Origin of the sequence: Weissella sp. DD23 (genome assembly GCF_001579105.1) — a bacterium.
GTDB lineage: Bacteria > Bacillota > Bacilli > Lactobacillales > Lactobacillaceae > Weissella > Weissella cibaria.
In genome coordinates, this window is record NZ_KQ970393.1 from 1 (window position 1) to 20,242 (window position 20,242).

The 20,242-nt window shown below is 45.4% G+C and carries 14 protein-coding genes; all 14 read right to left on the reverse strand.

What is annotated here, in order from left to right:
* Window positions 1-432 precede the first annotated feature (432 nt).
* The 14 genes from WEIDD23_RS06015 to glmM all read right to left on the reverse strand — a co-directional run bounded on the left by WEIDD23_RS06015 (window position 433) and on the right by glmM (window position 20,122).
* Window positions 433-2,328, reverse strand: coding sequence for a M13 family metallopeptidase (locus WEIDD23_RS06015; RefSeq protein WP_010374012.1), 1,896 nt, complete (start codon window positions 2,326-2,328; stop codon window positions 433-435).
* 74 nt (window positions 2,329-2,402) lie between these two features.
* Window positions 2,403-2,678, reverse strand: coding sequence for a hypothetical protein (locus WEIDD23_RS06020; RefSeq protein ID WP_010374014.1), 276 nt, complete (start codon window positions 2,676-2,678; stop codon window positions 2,403-2,405).
* 127 nt (window positions 2,679-2,805) lie between these two features.
* Window positions 2,806-3,687 (reverse strand): class C sortase, encoded by an 882-nt coding sequence (locus WEIDD23_RS06025; RefSeq protein ID WP_010374016.1) that lies wholly within the window; start codon window positions 3,685-3,687, stop codon window positions 2,806-2,808.
* 17 nt (window positions 3,688-3,704) lie between these two features.
* Window positions 3,705-5,747 carry a SpaA isopeptide-forming pilin-related protein gene (locus WEIDD23_RS06030; protein ID WP_038229430.1) on the reverse strand — a complete coding sequence of 681 codons (2,043 nt, stop codon included), beginning with the start codon at window positions 5,745-5,747 and terminating at the stop codon, window positions 3,705-3,707.
* A gap of 117 nt (window positions 5,748-5,864) precedes the next feature.
* Entirely contained in the window at window positions 5,865-6,272 is a 408-nt protein-coding gene (locus WEIDD23_RS06035; RefSeq protein WP_010374018.1) for a DUF697 domain-containing protein, read from the reverse strand.
* A 50-nt stretch (window positions 6,273-6,322) separates the two neighbouring features.
* Window positions 6,323-8,857: a SpaA isopeptide-forming pilin-related protein gene (locus WEIDD23_RS06040; RefSeq protein WP_010374020.1), complete on the reverse strand. Its 2,535-nt coding sequence runs from the start codon at window positions 8,855-8,857 to the stop codon at window positions 6,323-6,325.
* A gap of 99 nt (window positions 8,858-8,956) precedes the next feature.
* A complete protein-coding gene (locus WEIDD23_RS06045) occupies window positions 8,957-9,679 on the reverse strand; it encodes a DUF4811 domain-containing protein (RefSeq protein WP_010374021.1) in 723 nt (240 codons plus the stop codon).
* Between the two features lie 50 nt (window positions 9,680-9,729).
* The gene (locus tag WEIDD23_RS06050) at window positions 9,730-11,124 is read right to left on the reverse strand and encodes a lipopolysaccharide biosynthesis protein (protein WP_062358841.1); all 1,395 of its coding nucleotides are present in this window, start codon (window positions 11,122-11,124) and stop codon (window positions 9,730-9,732) included.
* Window positions 11,125-11,126: 2 nt separating this feature from the next.
* Window positions 11,127-12,179, reverse strand: a complete 1,053-nt coding sequence (locus tag WEIDD23_RS06055; RefSeq protein ID WP_010374025.1) for a polysaccharide pyruvyl transferase family protein — start codon at window positions 12,177-12,179, stop codon at window positions 11,127-11,129.
* A 186-nt stretch (window positions 12,180-12,365) separates the two neighbouring features.
* The gene (locus tag WEIDD23_RS06060) at window positions 12,366-15,533 is read right to left on the reverse strand and encodes a SpaA isopeptide-forming pilin-related protein (protein ID WP_010374028.1); all 3,168 of its coding nucleotides are present in this window, start codon (window positions 15,531-15,533) and stop codon (window positions 12,366-12,368) included.
* A 200-nt stretch (window positions 15,534-15,733) separates the two neighbouring features.
* The gene (locus tag WEIDD23_RS06065) at window positions 15,734-17,002 is read right to left on the reverse strand and encodes an O-antigen ligase family protein (RefSeq protein WP_062358842.1); all 1,269 of its coding nucleotides are present in this window, start codon (window positions 17,000-17,002) and stop codon (window positions 15,734-15,736) included.
* Complete coding sequence (locus WEIDD23_RS06070) at window positions 16,995-17,597, reverse strand: YveK family protein (protein WP_062358843.1); 603 nt, start codon at window positions 17,595-17,597, stop codon at window positions 16,995-16,997. The genes WEIDD23_RS06065 and WEIDD23_RS06070 overlap by 8 nt, the downstream gene beginning before the upstream one ends.
* Entirely contained in the window at window positions 17,594-18,478 is an 885-nt protein-coding gene (locus WEIDD23_RS06075) for a glycosyltransferase family 2 protein (RefSeq protein ID WP_062358844.1), read from the reverse strand. The genes WEIDD23_RS06070 and WEIDD23_RS06075 overlap by 4 nt, the downstream gene beginning before the upstream one ends.
* Before the next feature lie 288 nt (window positions 18,479-18,766).
* Window positions 18,767-20,122: a phosphoglucosamine mutase gene (glmM, locus tag WEIDD23_RS06080; RefSeq protein WP_062358845.1), complete on the reverse strand. Its 1,356-nt coding sequence runs from the start codon at window positions 20,120-20,122 to the stop codon at window positions 18,767-18,769.
* Between the last annotated feature and the right edge of the window lie 120 nt (window positions 20,123-20,242).

Below are 20,242 nucleotides of genomic sequence, written 5' to 3' on the forward strand. Positions count from 1 at the left end.
GACAAATTAAGCGCAACCCTTTTATGTAAATTCGTGAAAAAATGTGCAAACAATCCATTCCTTGAACGCGTTTTCATATTTTTGAGTAAGGGAAATCCGGTTTTGTGAACAATTTAACTAATCGCTTTCTAAAAAACTACACTGTAATGTATAAAGAAAAACCGAATGCGATCTGCCTGGTGGCAAACACATTCGGTCTGTTATATACTAGATTTGTGGCGGAGCACCGCGAAGTCGCACTTTAATTGAACATTAAAGATTGACCACGGTTACTTTGCAGAGTGTACGTGGTTTTTCTTTTGGCCTTTTGTCATTGGTCGGCGCCTACATCGCTGTCGCCTCCCATCGACCGCTTCGAAAAAAGAAAAATTTATAAAAAATAAGGTCTGCGTCGGAAAATTCCAATGCAGACCTTATTTTTTTATTCATTGATTACCAAATCATCACGCGATCTTCAGGTGCGCGGTACATCTTATCAGATGGTTGCACATCGAATGTCGTGTAGAAATCATCAAAATTAGATACCGTCACATTCACACGGAACTTTGCAGGTCCGTGTACATCTGAAGCGGCCAACAATTGCATAATCTCAGGACGTGCCTTTTGACGCCAGATGGTTGCCCAGCTCTCAAAGAAGTCCGTTGCTGAAAAATCAGCATCGCGCTTTGCTGCTGCCAAGGCCGCAGCGACACCACCAAGATCGGCCACGTTTTCTGAGACCGTCAGTTTACCATTCACCTTAGCCCCATATGAATCCAAACCATCGAACTCATCAATCACCTTTTGAGTACGTGACTTGAAGGCGGCGTAGTCCTCTTCTGTCCACCAATCGTTCAAACTACCATTTTCATCAAATGATGCCCCATTCGTATCAAAGGCGTGTGAAATCTCGTGAGCAATAACCGCCCCAATACCACCGTAGTTCGCAGATGATGATTGATCCAAGCTATAGAATGGTGCTTGCAAAATCGCTGCTGGGAACACAATTTGGTTTTGTTGTGGATCGTAGTAAGCATTCACCATGTGTGCTGGCATGTGCCACTCATCACGGTCAACCGGTTGATTCCACTTTGACCATTGGTAGGCCACCCCTTGGGCACGGAACTTTTCGGCCGTCTCAAACAACGTCGCTCCATCATCAACAATCTTGTCCTTGTAGCGATCAGGTAACTTTTCGGGGTAGCCGATGTGTGGCACAATGGCGTCCAACTTAACAATCGCCTTTTCACGCGTGGCTGGTTGCAACCAGTCAGCGGTTTGCAAACGCTCCTTGTACACATCAATCATCGTGGCAACCTTTTGTTCCACGTCAGTCTTGGCTGCTTCAGGGAACTTTTCACCTGCATACCACAAACCAAGCGCTTGTGTGTATGGACCAGCTGCCAAGTAATAAGCCGCCTTACGTTGGTTCATTGCTTCCGGCGTTCCTGACAAGGCACGGCCATACGCCCCACCTAGCACTCGGACCTCATCTGACAAGTAACTCGTAAAGGCGTTTGCAATGCCTACAATCAACGTTGCTTGCAACAAAGGCCAGGCTTCTTCAGAGAAGAATTGATCAGATGCTGCCCAGAAACGTTCTTCCGGTACGACAACCATCTCTGGCGTCGTGCCCGTCATGGCTGTCAAAATCTCATCCAATGGCAAGGCTGGTGTCAAAGCTGTGAAATCAGCCCACTTGTAGGGGTGGTACAACTTGGCATACTCCGCTGACTCTTCTTGGCTCAACACAACCTTAGCTATGCGGGCATCGAAAGCCAAGTACTTATCCAACAAGTCCTTGATTTCGTCAGCACTGAAGCCAAACTTAGGCAACAAATCTTCTTGCGCTGCCCGCCACTTCGCCAACAATTCCTTACCTTGCTCGTGATCAGGCGCATAGTAGGTTGTATCTGGCAAAATAATGCCTAGTGCATCTGCCCACAACACATTCGTGCGCGCATCCTTGAAGTCTGGCGCTACCCCAATTGGCAAAGCATTTGGCAAGCCCGCCTTTTCCAATTCAATGATGTGTGCCGCAAAATCAGCAAATGACGTAAACGCTTGATAGCGCGCAATCAATGGCTTCACTGGGTCAGTGCCCAACGCATCGCGGGTCGCAAAATCCGCTGCCAACTTGTGGTACTTCACAAAATTAGCCAAAATGTCATCGGTTGGCACGTTTTGACCTGCTTGCCAGGCATCCGTCGTATCCAACATCAATTCTTCGATGTCATCCGCCAAGTCACTAAAACCACCTGTTCGTGATTTATCAGCTGGAATGACCGCATCTGCTTCCCACGCTTCGTTAATCGCATCATAAAAATCATCTTGCATTCGTGTTGCCATGCGTTGTACCTCGTTCTGTTTATTTCTCATCATTTTATCACTTTTGTTTGAAATAAGCCCGAACATGGTGAGTTTTAATGGCCAACGTAAACCGAAAATACAAACGACAAGATGGCAATAATCGTCCCCGTGATGACCGCAATCATCACGCCTAAACCGATTGCGGTCCCCCGTGCTTCTTTGAACGCTTCGTGAATTAGTACCTTCACGTCACTAGTCGTCGGCAAGGCAGCCACTTCTGTTGTTAAGGTGTCAACTTTCACCGTTAACACGGTTAAGTCCTGCCGTACTTGCGCAAAATCCTCCGCCTTGAACTTTTCAAACGCTTCCTTCGTGACATATTCTGTCATCCCCGTCACCCCTTCTTTGCTAACCCCGTTAATCATCCCCTATAAACCACAAAAGGAGCGCCAGTTACCTGGCACTCCAATCAGTAAATCAACTATAACACAATCATTTTTTTCGTCACAACAAACATCACTTCTTAACCACAGCCAGCATCGCGTTCTTCAACATGATGCGCTTGCGCAATAAGAAACCACCGATTGATGATACCGCCACAATCAACGCGCCCAGCCACATGAACTCAGCCCGCACCACATTGGTTGGGACCGCTTCACTTGGAATCTGGTGCCCCCGGACTAGCAAACGGTGCGAGTTAATCCCCGTTGGCGTACAAGTCAGTAACGTGACGTAGTTCTTGGTTTGATCCAACTTGAAGTAGGTCTCCAGTTTTTCCGGCTTAATCACGTCGATTTTATCCACTTGATACGTTAACGTCTTACCACCTGCAATCTCAATGTAGAACTTGTCCTTCAGCTCTAGCTTTTTCAAATCGGTAAACAACTTCGCATTCGGCAAACCTGAGTGACTCGTGATAACTGAGTGTAGCCCTTCCTTCTTTGCCTGTGGAATTGAGGTACCTGGAATCAAACCGGCCCCGTTACTAATTGCCTTATCCTTGATGCTATTGAAAATCGGCAGACGTAACCCGCCCAACTTTGGAATCGAAATGACCCCAATTGGCTTACCAACCAACTTTTTGAGCGTGTTGTCATCCCCATTTTCATAACTATCTTTCTGGTTCAGCTCCGTCATCGCAGCAATAACGTCCGCATCATTGCCGGTGTCTTTCGCCTTTTCCTTGATTTTGGCATTTTCAGCATCAATCGCCTGCTGGACCGCATTCTTTTCCTTCCTTGGCATCACCGTTGTTTCGCGCTCATAGTTCTGCACAATCCCACTCTGATGCATTGCTTCATAAGCCTGTGCCACAATCGGATACGAAAAAATTGCCAAACCAGCAATGAACAACACAGCGGTCGTTAAACTGATTTTCTTTCGTGGTTTTTTCGCCATTTCTCTTCCCTCATTAATTAATCTTCAGCCCGACGCTTCTTCAACAAGTGCGCCAACCCAAGCAACCCCAAAATGGTCAAACCAATGCCCATCACACCAGCTGTGTATGGCAAGACACCACCACCCTTAGTTGGCGTATCATGAATCGTCGGCGTACCAGATCCCTTCACGAATGTCTTAGCTGTATCAGAATCAGTGTCTTGGTCAAACGCAGTCTTGTAATTCAAGTCGACCTTGTTGACCATCTCACCAGGTTGCGTACCTTGGTTCGCCACCACATCTAAGTTCCATGACAACTGCCATGTGCCATCCTTGGCTGCCCCGCTCGCTACCAATTCAGCCATCTTAGTGGCCAACTGCTTTCGCCCGTTTTCCGTCACTGACAACATAATCGTGCCGTCGGCAACTGATTGACTGGCATCCAATTTGCCATCCTTAACCGCATAACGACTACCAGATCCTGACAATTCAATGCCATCAGCTGTCATCGCATCACCCAATGCCGTCACAGTTGGGGCCGTTGCGGCGTTATACGTAATCCCGTTCACCCCATTTTGATTAGTGGTGTAGGTCGTGCCAGCACCGGTATTCATGCCATTCGCCGTCATTTGCAATAGGGACGTCGTCTTCAACGCACCGCTCGCATCTTGATACGTCAGGTTCAACGTCATCGTACGCCAATCATTTTGGTATGGTAACGTATCGACCAATTCATACTGAATATACGTATCAACGTTTTGGTTCAACTCACTATTGATGTGCCACTGGAAAGTTGTGCCCTTGGTGACACCTTGTTCCGTGTCACCGCCATCTTCAGCGCCGGCACCATACGTCTTGTCACCAATCGTTACTGACTTATCAACCTGCAATTCATCGTAATCAATGAAATCAGCTTTCCCTTGTCCTTGAATCAAACTCTTATCAGCCGGGTTCTTTTCCATCGACAATTCAACATCTTGAATTTGCGGTTCAACAATGTAACCGGTTGGTGCTGCCAACTCAACCACGGCATACGTATGCCCTGGCGTCATAAAGCGCTCACCAGCATTGTCACTTGAGAACGTGGCTTCACCAGACTTATCCGTCTTACGGATCGCATAGTTCCCCGTCTTCAATTCTGGTACATACTGCTCAACCAACTTTGCCACATCTTTCGGTTGCTTCTTAATGGCAGCCAACAATTCTGGTAAGACCTTCTTCAGTTGCTCTTCGTGGGTGTTCTCCGTTACCAAGACTTGCGCCCCAGCCAAAGCCTTGCCTGTTTCCTTATCTGTCTTCTTTACCTTCAACGTTGTGGGATCATATTGCTTGGCATACAAGTTCAAGGCGTCGGCCTGTGTGTTGTCATACCAGAAATCATCGCCACCTTGCTTGGCATCTGGCTTAATCATTGGAATGTCGATAAACATTGGCACTGATGCCGTCGACTTCATATTCGCTTCCAAGTCTTCCGCAATCACCCATTGTCCCTTAGCCAATGACATTTCCGTCAAGCCTTGGGCATCGGTATTCTTAAAGGCTTTCGGATGTGGCGTACGTGGGTCCAAATCCGTCAAGGCATAGACGGCCTTACGCACGTCCATCCCACCAGCAATTTCGATAGTCCAAGGTGAAATATTGCCATCCTTTTTAATCAAGTTCGTCGTAGCAGCACCTAACTTGTCGGCCCGGACTGGCTTCAGAATGTCCGTCCAGCGCCACTCCTTGCCATCAACCGTGGCATGGAAGGTGTCGTTAATGACTGGCTTCATATCTTCGCCTTCATACGTCACGGTCCCGGTTGGTAAGGCAAAGGCTTCATACGTCGCCCCGACCGTTGGCTCCCAGCTGGAATTGTCTTCAACGATTTTATTCAAATCTTGAATCCCGCCGTTCCCCCAATAGTCATGCTGGTCGCGTCGATCAACGGCGGTGGCATTCATATCTGTCACCGCGTGAATGCGCACTAACGTCTCTTTGGGTGGATTGGCTTCAGCTGACTTGGCAGAAACACCCGCCGTACCGAGCATCATTGGTGCAATTAAGGTACTAATCAAAAGCAATGATTGTGTTTTTTTCATCTTGTTTGGCTCCTTATTCATTTCCCCGACCACAACTCCCCGTGTGGTGCTCACACTGAAATTTTCGCAAAAAAAAACGGCGTTTCCGCCGTCATTTTTTGTCTATTCTGTTAACCATTAACGCTTTTTTACCGCATTCATAATGATGCCGAAAATATCGCCTGGTTGGACTTTGTTACCTGTCTCTAGTTCATTCACAATGGCCCAGCCAATCACTTCGGTTAAGCCAACCGCCGTCGTTGCCAAAATCGTTGCCCCAGCGACCGTCCCCAAACCAGGGACGAACTTAAAGGCGTTTCCGACAACACCACGACCAAACGAGGTTGCGGCGACTGCCCACACGGCACCACGAATGGCCCCCTGCATCATTTTTTGATCATACGCCTTAAATAACGACGTAATCATCCCCACCTGAATCGGTACTAACAAGGCCGCATCCGTAAAGGGAATTGGTGATAATGCCACACTACCCGCAGCGGCCGAAGCGCTGTGAATGATGCTCTTTGCTTTATCCTTTGGTGTCATCACGTCACCTCCTTGTCCCTATTATACAAGAAAGTCACCGTGCCATTTGGCTAATCGTTTCGTCGGTCAAATCGACGCTTGAGGTAAGCACTGGTCATCAGCACCCCACCAAGGGCAAAGACAACCAATGCGCCGATGCCACCACTAACTGGCCACATCCCCTTGGCGTAGTTCTTAATGTGCACATAATGCCCATCCAAGTTCTCAACCAAACCAGTAATCTGTGAGTCCGTGCCCAATGACACGCCCTTGGCATCCTTCAAATCTGGGAATTCAGCCGTTGGTTGGTAAACCGAATCTGGCCCGCTCGACAACGTGAACTTCACGTCAGCCATTTGCTTATACCCATCAGGCGCGATTGATTCACGGAACAAGTAACGCCCATCCGCCACCCCACAATATTGGAGATAACCATCACGACCTGACTTGTGCGTCGTGGCCAAGGCGTTATTCGTCACCCAGTAGATATCACCCATTTCCATACTTGAAGTCATGTCAGTCACGATTGGTTGCTTTGCTCCGTGAGCGGCATTGTCCAAGTGAATAAACCAAACGTAGACTTCGTACTTTGACTTCTCGCTATCTGGTTGGGCATCGTATTCTGCAACGCGCTTACGCAAATCAGCCGCTTGGCCGTCCAAGTATTCCTTAATCGCCGCAATTTTAGCAGCGTCCGTCGTGTAATCAGACTTACTAAACTCCGTCACGTACTCAGGACTATCCTTCAAATGCTCGAACATTTCCAAGTAGCTCGTGTCATTGATTGGATTACCATTATTATCTTCACTCAACAACTGCGAAATCACGTTTTCGATATTCTGTGGTGTTACCAAACGACCCATATCGAAACCAGCCCCGCGCAATGGGTTACCGTACTTGTCTGTCTTATGGAATTCCCAACCCACGGCCGTCGTGTATGACGAATCACGTACGGCCGACTTATTGGCAGCCGTGTCTTGGTTCGTGGCGCCGTTATCAAACAACATTTGGACCTTATTATCGATCTTGTTGTCGCCCGTGTTCGCTTGCGCCGCCGAGTTGGTTTGCGTATTCAACTTAAAGACAATTGACGTGTGACCAGTCGTATCATCTTGCAACGGTGCCCAGGCAGCCAACTTATCACGGAACAATTCCTTAGTTGTAATCTGCATTTCACCCGTATCCGCATCGATAATGGCACGGTTAGCCCCATATTCGCCGGCATCCGTCGTCACGTCACCATTAAATTGGTACGTCGCCGTGTATCCTTGCATGCGCAACAAGTGCGTAGCGATGTAGGCCGTTTGTTCTGCAATCGCCGTCTTGCTCTTACCTAGTTCACCAGTATAACCAAACATCGTGGCAGCCGTTTTACCATTGTCGCCACGGACTTCCGCAAACTTAAAGTTCACGTCGGCTTCCTTGCCATCCGGCGTCACAATTCGTTCTGAATCGTAATCGCCCTTAGGTTGTGACAGTCCGTCACTCGAACTCTTACTGTCGTTTCCGTTCGGGTCAACGGCTTGTAGCAATGCCGTCAATTGGCCGTCAATTTGGGCATACATTGTCCATGAGTTAACCGTTACTTCATATGGAATCGTATCGACAAACCCGTATGATGAAAACTTGTCGATTGATTTTGGTAGTTGCATATCCAACGTGTAGTTGTACGACTTACCACGCGACACCCCATACAAGTTGTCATTTTCTAAGAACGTTACCGCACTCTTCACAGCCGCGCCGTCATCAGAAACCACGTTACCACCATAGACTGGGTGGCCCTTGGCGTCATCCCACTTGGCAGTTAGCTCATCCACGCTAACGTTTTGCAACGTATTGATCATCTTATCAATCGTTGGCTCTTCCGTGCTTGGCATGAAGTCCTTGGGATACAAGTTCACGTTGTAATCACCACTGCCATCGAACCACGTGCCTTGCGCCGTGTCGGCAGCCGCATTCTTCATTGGCAAGTTCAAAATCATGGGTTGCGCTAACGTTGAAACGGCATCTGGTGCACCAGTTTCAAACACAATCCACTGGCCATTAGCCAAATCATCAAATGTGGCATCACCATCATTATTGGTCGTCACTGTTTGACGATCACTGGATGTCTTAGCCAAGTATTGTTGCAAGTCGGCCACTTGTTGTTCCGTGACCCCACTCTTTAATTCAACAATGTTGTCACTCACGTCAGTCGATGGATTCGTCGCTTCCTTATAGGCGGCTGTTTCACCAGAACGCACCGTCAGCAAATCCGACCACGCCAAGTCCAATTCAGGCACCCGATCAGTTGAAATCGTCACGGTCCCATCAGTCGCCAACTTAATCACGCCATTAGCTAACTTGTAGGCGGTAAACGAATAACCCTTACCTGCCTTCGACCACTCTGAATTTTCAGCGGTAAACGGGTTATTCAATCCCGTCGTTCCGTTTCCCCAATAATAATCATTACCCGATAAAACTGTGTTTGTTGTGATGTATTTATGCAACGTGACATCCGTTTCAGCCACATCGATGCTATGCTCAGCTGCGTGTGCTGTGCCACTACCCATTACCAATGGCATTGCGATTGTACAAATCAACGCCATATTGCGCCATTTCGCCATAGTTTGCGTCCCCCTATAGTTTTATTCACTATAAAGTGTCGCAAAAAAAAGTTCCCAAACTGTCGCGGGGACGTTTAGGAACTTCTAGTATTTTATGTCTTAATTGTGCCAGCTTTGAATTTTCTCTAGCATGGCTTGATCAAGGGCTTGGTTGGCCTTGTTTGTCACGTCCGTTACAATTTGGGCTTGTAACTTAGTTTGGGCGTCCTTGTTCTTGATGAAGTTTTTGTCAGCCTTGGCCTTATCCGCAAATTGTTGCTTAACTTCGGCTGCGACTTCCTTGGCAATGCCCGCCTTTGAGTCCTTGACCATGTTTTGCAAAGTCTTGGCTTGGCTCGTCGTCACAAAGTACCAATCCTTCGGCACTGACAACGTATACGTTGCGGCCCCCTTTTCAAAGGTTTCTTGGCCCAACAACATGAAGCGACGCCAACCAGATGTCGCCTGGTACGTCATCACTTCTGTCTTCAACGTCGCTTGTTTGTCCGCCGTCTTGACGATTGTCTTCGCATTTTGGGTGACCGTTTGGTAGCTCTTCTTACCCAACGTGTAGGTATAACGAAGCTCACCATCACTCGCCTTTTGCGTCGTAATCAACTTAATACCGTTAATTGTCAACGCTGGGGCAATCTTTTGCGTCTTTTCAACTGGCACCTTGGCCATCAAAAAGTGACGTTCTTGAGCGCGTTGTAAACCAAGCCCCATCAAAACAGTCAAAATTAGCCCCACTACCAAAGCTGGCCAGCGCACTTCATGGCGTGTGACCCCTTTAATGGCAGCGTAAGCTAATAACACAATTCCCAAAACAAATAAGACAATCATACGGTTTCTCCTTCAAATTAACACGTTAATTCCAGTATAACAAACCGTACCTATCTTTTGTTAGTTAGGGTGACGAATAGGCGTTGATAATACGGCCAATCGGACCAAATTAAGCCCATCATCAGTAAACTTAAGCAGACGCCTTGCATCCAGCCGACTGGCAGCAGGCACATCAGGCCAATTTGTAGTCCAATCACCAGGTGATATTTCAACATCGCCGACCAAGTCACGCGAATGCCGACAAAGCGCCGGGTTTCATACAAGCGAATCCCTAGTACCGCTGCGAAACCAACGCAACTAGCCAAACTTGCGCCGATAATCCCCAAAAACGGCACGCTGACGACGCTCAGTCCAATACTGATTACGGCACCGTAGACGGTTGTTAAGAACAACCCGCGCGTCCGTTTGGCGGCTAAGTAAGTTGCCCCGACCATTGCGGACATATTGGTGTAGACGACCGTTAATAATAAGCCCGGCACTGCCTGCCACGCTTGCCAATATGCTGGCGCAATCCAGGTCGCAAAGACGAATCGCGTGACGCATAATAGCGCCATGACCATCAACAACTGTAAGCGGGCAACGATATCAAACGTCTTGGTGTAATAAGCACCGGCATCCTGATCGTCATACGACTTCACTGCCGCCATTTGCCAAGATTGCAAAAAGGCCCCGTACACCAAATTGATCAACGATGGTAGCTTATTGGCCACCGCGTATAATCCATTGGCCGCAACGCCTGCAAAGGTCAGCAAGACGACACGGTTCGCACTCGCAATGCCCCACCATGACAACGCATTTGGCACCAGCGGTAAACTGTAGATCAATAATTGTTGCATACGGGCCGGTTGCACAACGGTAGCGTGCCAGTATTGCCAAACCCGCGCCCCCATTGCAACAACCAGCAAACTTACCGCTGCTGAGATGGCGCTCGCCAACAAATACCCGGTTAAGCCGAGTTCTAATTGCAGTAGGAACACCAAATTCAAGGTCATAAACACAACACTGCTAACAATACCTGCGACCGTAAATAGTTTCACGTACCCTAAGCCACGAACTAAGCTACTGCAAATCGCACCCAGGCTCCCCAGCACAACCACAAACCAGAAGTAGCCAATGTGCGCCACCCCCAGTGCTGCCAGGCCAACGCAAATGCTTGAGAAAATCAGCATACTACTTGCCCAAACAACTAACGCATTTGAAAATGCAGTGCCGGCATCATTTGCGTCATCTAGGGCCCAGCGAAAGACCGCATCGTAGACACTCAACGTTACCAATGGCGCTAATAGGCCGGTAAACGTGCCAATTACATCAACTGTTCCGTAGTCAGCGGTTGATAACACCGTCGTATACAACGGCACCATCAACAAGCTCAGAAGTTTCGTCGATAATGATCCAATCGCAAAGACCCCGGTGTTACGAATTAACTCGCGCGCACGTTCAGCCATTACTACTCTCCCTTGCGAAAGTTCGCCAAGTAGAAATTAAGTGGCCGGAACTGACGTGAGAAATCGACCGGCGCGACTGGCGCCCGCATAACGTCTACAATCGCTACTTCCAACGGCCCATCCGTGGGTGCCCAGACTTTAATCCATGGCACGGACTGCAACCACGTTTCAAATGTCGAGATAATTTTGCCATTATTGTTCAATAACGCGACGGTTGGCGTTTGGGTGATTAGACCAAAAATCATACCGTGTAGCCGGTCTGTCACGACCAATTCGTGCTTCGCCATCTGACGCCAGAAGCGAATCAAGACGTCATCGCGTTGCTCCAATGGCACACCGGTTGGCAACACGGTATCCGTCACCGTCACCCGGTCAAACAAATCACCGAGTTGATCAATCACACCATCGCGGACATTGTCGTTATATAACTTTTCCACGTCGTGACGGAACAGAACCATCACCCCTTCACGTTGAATCGGCAACTCTTTCAACCGGCCGCTCAACGTAAATACCATATCTGGCACAAGCATCGACGGACACGTGAAGGCTTGTTGCATCGCGCTGTGGGCTTGTTCCTCACGGGCCACTAGCACCAAGCGGTCTGCGTCGTCATAGCACTTCTTCGATAACGTGTGTTCTTGCTTATCAATAAAGAATACCGATTGTGGCAATTGGATAATCGGCCATTTTTTCAAGCGCTTCACTACTGCACGGCGCACACTTTCAGCACCCGGCCACAAATCACCTAGATTGCCACCACCATGCATCACGATTAGGTGATTTGGTTGCATAATCCGCTTCAAAAGTGGAATGCACGGTAACACAGCGTCATTCGCAATCCGCACGACTTGATGTTGCGGCAACTGTTCTTGTAGATAAATTTCAGTGGCTTTGGCGATCGCCTGGTCCCCTAAGTTACCATGTTCCGGTAACCCGAGATAAAACACCGTTGGCTTAGCCGTGTTTAATTGTTCCAGTTGCACGCGCAACGTTGGGCGAATTGCCCAGCGCCATAGCGTGTGACTTTTCAACCAGTCTTTTAGTTTTTCGATCATCAGTCTCTCCCTACCTAAAATGCACTTACTTTAGTGTGCCAAGTAAGCGCACCTAAACTGTGGACGAATTATGAACAAAAAGCGAGCAGTCCTGTTTCCAGAACTGCTCGCTAAGCATAAGATTATCAAATTTTTAGATATGTTTATACCAGTTCCACGACCGGTATGGTTAATGTATTAATCTTATTAGTGACGACGGTGGTTGAAGATTGCTGATCCCATGACCGTCAAACCAGCGGCCAAAGCACCCAAGATACCAACACCACCCGTAATTGGGAAGATTGACTTTGATCGCTTTTGGTTTTCAACTTCCAAGTACTCGCCTGACATTGTATCATCATCGTTCGTACCCGTAATCTTGTTGTCAGAAGCATCACCATTCATCAATGGGAACTCCAACAACTTTGTTTCATCTTGCAAGTACCATGAGTTTTCATCACCAGCCAACGTGAACTTTTGGTCAGCCATCTTGTTGTAACCATCTGGCACGATTGACTCAGTCAAAACGTAGCGACTATCGGCCAAACCACAGTATTGGAGGTAACCATCATCACCTGACATGTGAGTCGTTGCCAATGCTTGATCAGTCGTCCAGTAAATATCACCCATTTGCATGTTTGATGGCATGACATCAAAGATTGGTTGTAACTCACCGTGTTGATTGCCCGTAGTTGGTGCTTCCAAGTGGACGAACCATACGTATGGTGTTTGACCATTCTTAACGGCTGTGCGCAACTCTTCAGCTTGACCGTTGAAGTATGCCGTCGCAGCCGCAACCTTATCTGCAGGCGTGCCATCTTGAGCAAGCTTCAACTTATCCGCGGCCTTAATCAATGACGCCTCATTCATCACGTTACCATTGTTGTTCGTCGTCAACAATTGTGAAATCACGTTTTCAACGTTGTTCTCATTGACACGACGACCAAGGTCGAAGCCGGCCCCAGCCAACGGCTTACCGTTTTCATCAACCTTTTGGATATCCCAACCAGCAGCGTGTGTCTTGGCCTCATCAGTCAATGGTGTTGGATCAGGCATACGCGTTGGGTTCGGATAAGGGTTGTAGTTCAACGTCACCTTGTTGTTGATTGACTTATCCGTACCGTCCAAGTCAGTATCAGCTTGCGCAGCTGAGTTTGTTTGGGCATTAATCTTGAAGACAACTGACGTGTGACCAGTTGTGTCATCCTTGATCAATTCACCCAAGCCCTTCAACAAGTCCGTCTTGAAGTCCAGGTTCATCGTACCATTCTCACCTGAGCCTTCCTTAACAGAACGGTAGTCGGTATCAAACTCATAGCTACTTGATTGACCATACATGTGCAACAAGTTGGCAGCCACGAATTCTGTTTGGGCTTCTAGCGCAGCCTTATCCTTACCAAAGGCGCCCGTGTAACCAAGTGACTTAGCGAAGTCTTCGGCACCGTCAGCAAACTTGTAACTCACACCTTCACCGTTATCTGAGTCGTACGCAACAGATTCGTTTGAGATACCGTCATCAGTACTGTGCTCGTTCGCGTTACCTTGCGTATCAACGGCTTGCAACAATGGTGTCACAACGCCATCAATTTGCACGTACATCGTCCATGAGTTGGCGTTCACTTGGTATGGCACTGAGTCCACCAAGTTGAACTTGCTGTATGAACCAATGTTCTTGTTCAATTCGGCATCGACCGTGTATGAGAATGCCTTACCACGTGAAACACCCCAAAGCGTGTCATCGTCGTAATATGGATTATTCGTCGCCTTGTCGATGTAATTTGGGTTACCATCAGCATCGTAACCATCAACAGCCAAGTTATCAACCGTCACAGGGTTTTGCACGTTGATGTCCTTATCCAAGGCAATGCTGTCATCGTTGCGGACCGTGTACGTTCCACCTTGTGCTTGCACAGTCGTATCGTCACCGCCAACCGTTGGATCAACCGTAGTATCATTTACACTGTTAAGAGAAATTTGCTGCACCGTTGGGTTAACCATGTAACCTGTTGGCGTTGAAATTTCTAATGCATAATACGTCTTACCAGGTGTCAAGTTTTTGAACTTCACCGTTCCATTCTTACCCGTTGTACCGTAGAACAAGGTCTCATCCTTCGTTCCCAACGTACCCAAATAATTCTTGATGTCCGTCACTGACTTTGATAGCAAACCGGCATCGATTTGCTCTTGCAAGGCTGCCAATTGGTCTTCCGTCAATTCCAACATCGCGAATTGTACGCCAGTAAGTGTCTTACCGGTGTCATCATCTAGCTTTTCAATTGTCAAATCACCGTGAGCAGCATAGTTCTTGGCATAGATGTGCATGGCGTTCGCATCAGAGTTATCGAACCATGTCTTATCACCCTTGTTTGTACCATTACCCTTTGAATCAACCTCGGCATTTGGTTGCAAGTATGGCGTTGCCAAGAAAATTGGTGCGGCGTGTTGCGTCACCATCTCAGCCAAACCTGGTGTTGAATCTTGCAAATCTTCCATGAACAACCAGTTACCGTTTGTGATGTTGTTGAATGACAAGACACCATTCTCATCAGTTACGGCCTCGGACTTACCGCCAAAGACAGGATCTGTTTCATCCGTGTCCGTGTAGTTAGCGACCAACGCTTGACGGATTTGGGCTTCTGTCAAATCCTTAGCAGCCCCAAGTTGTTGGAACTCCACTTCAAAGTCAGAGGCACTGTGGTTAACTTCGTGCTTCATTCCATACTTGTCAGTACCAGTCTTTGAGTTGAAGTTGTGCTTTGGCGTCTCGTGTGATGGATTAGATTCATCCGTGTGTTGCACACCCAATTGGGCCTTCAAAATGTCTTGCCAGTAAATATCTTTACCGTCGGATGTCGTGAATGCAATGCCACCCTTGGCATCCTTAGCAATGATTTGTGGCTCACCCTCATCGTCGATCGTCATCACATTATCTGGTAATTGAATACCGATGAAGTGAACGCCTGGTAGGTCAGACCACAAGTCATCCCATCGAACCTTCCCCTGATTAGCAAAATCATCAGTTGGCTCATAGTCTACTGTTAGTTTCCAAGTTTTAGGATCATAATTTTCCCAGTCAAATGGATTATTTGATGATACATTTTGTCCAAGTGACGTCGTTGTATCTTTATTTGCCTCAGTTCCATCTCCCCAGAAGTAATGTTGCCCATCCTCATCTGACCCGTGATTCCAAGCAAAATACTTTTCATCATCAGCAAGATTCATGATTGTATCATCATAACGAATTTGCTTGTGAATCTTGATTGTCGTCTCATCAGGACGAGCTTGTGACGCCATTGCGACGCCCTCTCCGCCAGCTGTAACTGCTAACGGCAACACAAGGGTTGTAATCAACGCTGCACTTTTCCATTTTGCCATACAAAATTTCCTCCATAATGTCTCGTACCACCTACTCCTTAGGGGGTACAGTTGTTACGAAGTATATTGTTACTAAATATTTTGAATTACTTGAACCCAAAGCACGGACACTTCATCACCATTCTATGAATTTCATTCTATTGTTTATTTATAAAAAAAGTCTAGACATACAATGCCTAGACTAAGTGAACATACTTAAATCATTGAATATTATCGTAGGATTTCACCTTTAGGGAATTAAAGATATCATCTAACCAACGATGTACTAAGCTGGCCACCGTAACTACTTGTGTTCCCGGAAGTGACAAACCGATGCATATAATCGACAAACAAATCAACGTTGTGTTCACATCTGGTAAAAGAAATTGATTTTCAAATAAATTGAATACTACATAAAAGGTACCAACGTATATTTGAAACCTATTTTTCAATCTAAAATGGCGTAGCATTAGCCCGAAAAATGCAACGCAACATCCAAGCAACCCAACCATACCACTAGTTACCAAATAATAAAGCAACGTACTGTCCAAACTCAAGTTTTCCATTTCTTTTACAAAGCCTGGACTTGCAATGCCTATACCAACGAGCCAATTAAAATCTATTTTCTTCAAAACTTCTCGCGCGTACGAGATTCTGTAACTCGAAAATTCATTGACAGTCGTATACAAACTACCAAGTTCGTGTCCAAAAACAAACCTGATGTATAAATACAATGCACCAATACCAACGCTAAGAAGGATACAGCTTAAAATGATACGCATCATCTTATTTTTTATGTTACAGATTACCCAAACTATAATCACGGTAAGTAGGCAAACAATCGGTGTACGACTACCCGAATTGATTAAAATCACAATTGCAAAAACAATTGAAATCAGCGAAAATAATTTATTTTTTGCCACCTTAAATTGATAACACGACACTAGAAATAGCACACTTGCAAACATTCCCAATTGATTTTCGTTATCAAATCCTAATAACGCTCTAGTGTATCCTTGATCATCATATCTTTTATTTTCCCAGATTGCTTGAATCATGCTCCCGAAATTAAATGATAAATCTTTCTCTTTAACACTTAAAAATAATAGAACACTGCATATTATGACTTGCCAAATGAACGTATAAGTTTTTAAATCACCCTCATATAACTGAGATAAGCACAAAACAAACAACATGCAAATCGTGATATAGATAACCCTCACAACAACTTTCTGACCTTCTAGTGCGTAGAAATGAAACCCTGAAAAAACTAGTGGCAAAATAGTCAACGTTAACCAATATGGTATTAATAGTTTAAGTTTTATAACATCAAGCTTTACCGTAAATATGATTGCCACTGCAAAAGCTTCGACCATATATAGCTGTTGGATTTTACCTGTGTCCAAATTCGTCGCTGCTAAGACCAACGTAAATGCAACTATTATCAGAATCCAATATCGAATATGATTAAAACATTTATTACTAATCATCAATCAATACACTCTTAAAATACAGCAGAGACAACGACAGCCCAAACCCACCTAGCGCACCAACCACGCTCGATACTTTAACGCTTGATGTATTAGCAGTCACATTTGTCTCAGCGCTAGACACAATCTTAATATTGTCGTCTCCTGTCAATTGTCGTACTCGTTCTTGTAAGGACGTTACTAAACTCATTAATAACTCTTGAGAATCTTTCTTTGAAATCGACTGCAATGTTAGAGTGAACACTGGCGACGTTTTTTCAAACTCTATCTCCAAACCATTCTTTAAGCTTGAATCTGTCCAGTTTAAATCAGCTTTATGTGAGTATCGCTTAATCGCGTCCTTTAAGACTGCCGTCTGTTTTACAATATCTCGATACGCGCCGCCTTGCAAAACATTGGCTTCCAAGTTACCTAATTGTCCAACTAACTTAGATTCTTCTTCATCCTCATTAGGGGTATCAGCAACCATCAACGCGGTCGTACTCGTATATGTCGTTATACCATTCTTCTTTTCATATACGGCACCAGCAATTGCACCAATAACCATTAAGATTACCGTAAACACAATCTTTTTATTTAAGAATAACTTCTTCATTTCTCACTCCTTACCTTATCTTTTAAGTACAGCATCCCTGCCATTGGCGTCGCCATGACGTTTATAAAACGTGGAGGGCGCGGTAAATCAACATCTCCTAAATCTTCAGCATGATGAAACTTTACGTATTGAAATAAGATTGCTTTTTTCAGCTTAAATTTCAACGGCGTATCCTCTCCAAACGACAAAGAAGCCTCAAACATCGTCCCTTTCGGATTTTTAACCTGCATTTTTCGAATATTATTTGTCAAACCTTCAGGTAAATATTCTCCATACGACAAGACTTCCGGTACCGTAATCAAGTCAAATCGCTTTGAAAACTCATAATGCAACGGTCCTTCTGAAATAAAACGTTCCCCCTTAAAAACCGGTAAACGATATCTCTTAATTGCGGACGCTCGATAAGCTTCTCCAAAATCCCCCAAAAAGCCGTGTGATCTTTGATAATATCTCGTGGTTCGCTCAAAACGTGGCAATGGTGTTGTTGCTTTCTTTTTCAAATCTCCATATTCAAATAGCATTAACCCAATGTTTTCATCCTGCCAATGCCTATCCCAATGTTGTTTCACGCTGGCTATCGCGTTAATCACCAATCTATCATCACTATCTTCAATAATGACAATATCCTCTCGAACGGCATCAAGCCCAACGTTTAATGCCGTATGTTTTCCACCATTCTCTTTATATATATACGTGATATTAAAGTTGCTTTGTAATCTAAATTTTTCTACGACTTGTTTAGTATCATCATTGCTGCCGTCATCTACAATTAACCACCTAAACACCTTATCAGTCTGTTGACATAAAGATTCAAATAATAGTTTTAATTGTCCAGCACGATTATACGCTGCCGTTAACACAACAACCGTTCTTTCTGACATAAACTCTCTCCATTCATTCGTATGTATATATTTTGATACATATTTTCGCTCAAAATATGATGTTTTATTGAGCACTTCCGTTTTTTAGAAATTAATTCATCTTTCATAAACGACAATTCTAGATTAAATATGAACAAATCCGAAGTTTCAATTCATTTGTATGTTCACTAAATAAAAGGGCCGTTATTTGAACTGATAATTACTAATTCCAGTTCGCCTAATGGCCCCTAATCTTTAATTATTTTCACAAACTATATATTTATTAACCAAATCGTGTAGCAAAGTATACTAAACGCCAACCTCAGAACTAACAACATCAAAAATTCGCTCAACATACGCGTCTACTAATTCTTTAGTTTGCGCTTCCGCCATCACTCGCAATAAGTTTTGCGTACCTGAAGGGCGTACCAAGACACGTCCTTCGTCACCCATCTCCGCTTCAATTTCAGTAATTACTCTCTTGATAGCTTCGTTTTCTAAGGCCTTCTTCTTATCTTTTACTTTAACGTTAACCAGTTTTTGTGGGAAAACAGTCATTTCGCTGGCTAAATCTGACAATTTTTTATTAGTTGCCTTCATAACATACAACAATTGCAAAGCCGTCAACATGCCATCACCCGTCGTTGACCAATCAAGAAACACCACGTGACCAGACTGTTCACCGCCTAAGTTGCATCCCGACCTTAGCATTTCTTCAACGACGTAACGATCACCGACAGTCGTTTTAACTGACGCAATGCCATTTTTTACCATCGCTTTGTGCATCCCAATATTTGACATCACTGTCGTTACAATTGTGTTTTGTTTTAAACGACCATGTTCTGCTAAATACTTTCCCACGATGAACATAATTCTGTCACCGTCGACAATTTCACCTTTTTCGTCAACCGCAATTAGCCGATCGCCATCGCCATCAAAAGCCAGCCCGACTTGAGCACCATTTTCAATGGTAAACTCGGAAATCGCTTCTGGGTTCGTTGAACCAACACCTGCATTAATATTTATTCCATTTGGTGTTGTTGCCATAATACTAAAATCAGCACCCATATTTAAAAATAGTTTTGAAGCCAGATCTGATGTTGCACCATTGGCTGAATCAACCGTAATATTCATACCTGATAAATCGTTGGGAATAGTCGTTCGTAAATACTCTAGATAACGTGTTGCACCCTCCGAAAAATCAGAAACCATCCCCAAACCTTCAGCTGCAGGACGCGGTAGCATATCCTCCGGCGCATCTAACAACGCTTCGATTTCGGCTTCTAATTCATCTGAAAGTTTAAATCCATCAGCTCCAAAAAATTTTATTCCGTTATCATCGGCTGGATTGTGTGATGCTGTAATTTGTGCACCTGCATCAGCTTGCTGATCGCGTACCAAGTAAGCAACACCCGGCGTTGAAATCACGTTCAACCGCAAAATTTCAATTCCAACCGACAATAGTCCCGCAATCAGTGCGTGTTCCAGCATTTGCCCCGACATACGTGTATCACGTCCAACTAACACTCGTGGGCGGCGACCTTCCGCGTGGCGCGTCAAAACCGCTCCGCCCATTCTTCCAAGACGAAATGCTAATTCAGGCGTTAGTTCCTTATTGGCAATACCGCGAACGCCATCCGTTCCAAAATAATGTAATTCAACCATCTTTATATTTCTTTCTCTTAATTATGCTGCTCTTATGCTAGATTTACGGACAGATTTTTCTCTGCCCTGTAAACTAATAGCAGAGGAGCATTTTTTATATGATTCGATATTCACCAGAAT

Bases quoted from the DNA above. Each gene is read 5' to 3' on its own strand.
- glmM (WP_062358845.1), bottom strand. From the start codon at position 20,122: ATGGTTGAATTACATTATTTTGGAACGGATGGCGTTCGCGGTATTGCC.
- WEIDD23_RS06035 (WP_010374018.1), bottom strand. From the start codon at position 6,272: ATGACACCAAAGGATAAAGCAAAGAGCATCATTCACAGCGCTTCGGCC.
- WEIDD23_RS06075 (WP_062358844.1), bottom strand. From the start codon at position 18,478: ATGTCAGAAAGAACGGTTGTTGTGTTAACGGCAGCGTATAATCGTGCT.
- WEIDD23_RS06050 (WP_062358841.1), bottom strand. From the start codon at position 11,124: ATGGCTGAACGTGCGCGCGAGTTAATTCGTAACACCGGGGTCTTTGCG.
- WEIDD23_RS06040 (WP_010374020.1), bottom strand. From the start codon at position 8,857: ATGGCGAAATGGCGCAATATGGCGTTGATTTGTACAATCGCAATGCCA.
- WEIDD23_RS06030 (WP_038229430.1), bottom strand. From the start codon at position 5,747: ATGAAAAAAACACAATCATTGCTTTTGATTAGTACCTTAATTGCACCA.
- WEIDD23_RS06055 (WP_010374025.1), bottom strand. From the start codon at position 12,179: ATGATCGAAAAACTAAAAGACTGGTTGAAAAGTCACACGCTATGGCGC.
- WEIDD23_RS06065 (WP_062358842.1), bottom strand. From the start codon at position 17,002: ATGATTAGTAATAAATGTTTTAATCATATTCGATATTGGATTCTGATA.
- WEIDD23_RS06015 (WP_010374012.1), bottom strand. From the start codon at position 2,328: ATGGCAACACGAATGCAAGATGATTTTTATGATGCGATTAACGAAGCG.
- WEIDD23_RS06020 (WP_010374014.1), bottom strand. From the start codon at position 2,678: ATGACAGAATATGTCACGAAGGAAGCGTTTGAAAAGTTCAAGGCGGAG.
- WEIDD23_RS06045 (WP_010374021.1), bottom strand. From the start codon at position 9,679: ATGATTGTCTTATTTGTTTTGGGAATTGTGTTATTAGCTTACGCTGCC.
- WEIDD23_RS06070 (WP_062358843.1), bottom strand. From the start codon at position 17,597: ATGAAGAAGTTATTCTTAAATAAAAAGATTGTGTTTACGGTAATCTTA.
- WEIDD23_RS06060 (WP_010374028.1), bottom strand. From the start codon at position 15,533: ATGGCAAAATGGAAAAGTGCAGCGTTGATTACAACCCTTGTGTTGCCG.
- WEIDD23_RS06025 (WP_010374016.1), bottom strand. From the start codon at position 3,687: ATGGCGAAAAAACCACGAAAGAAAATCAGTTTAACGACCGCTGTGTTG.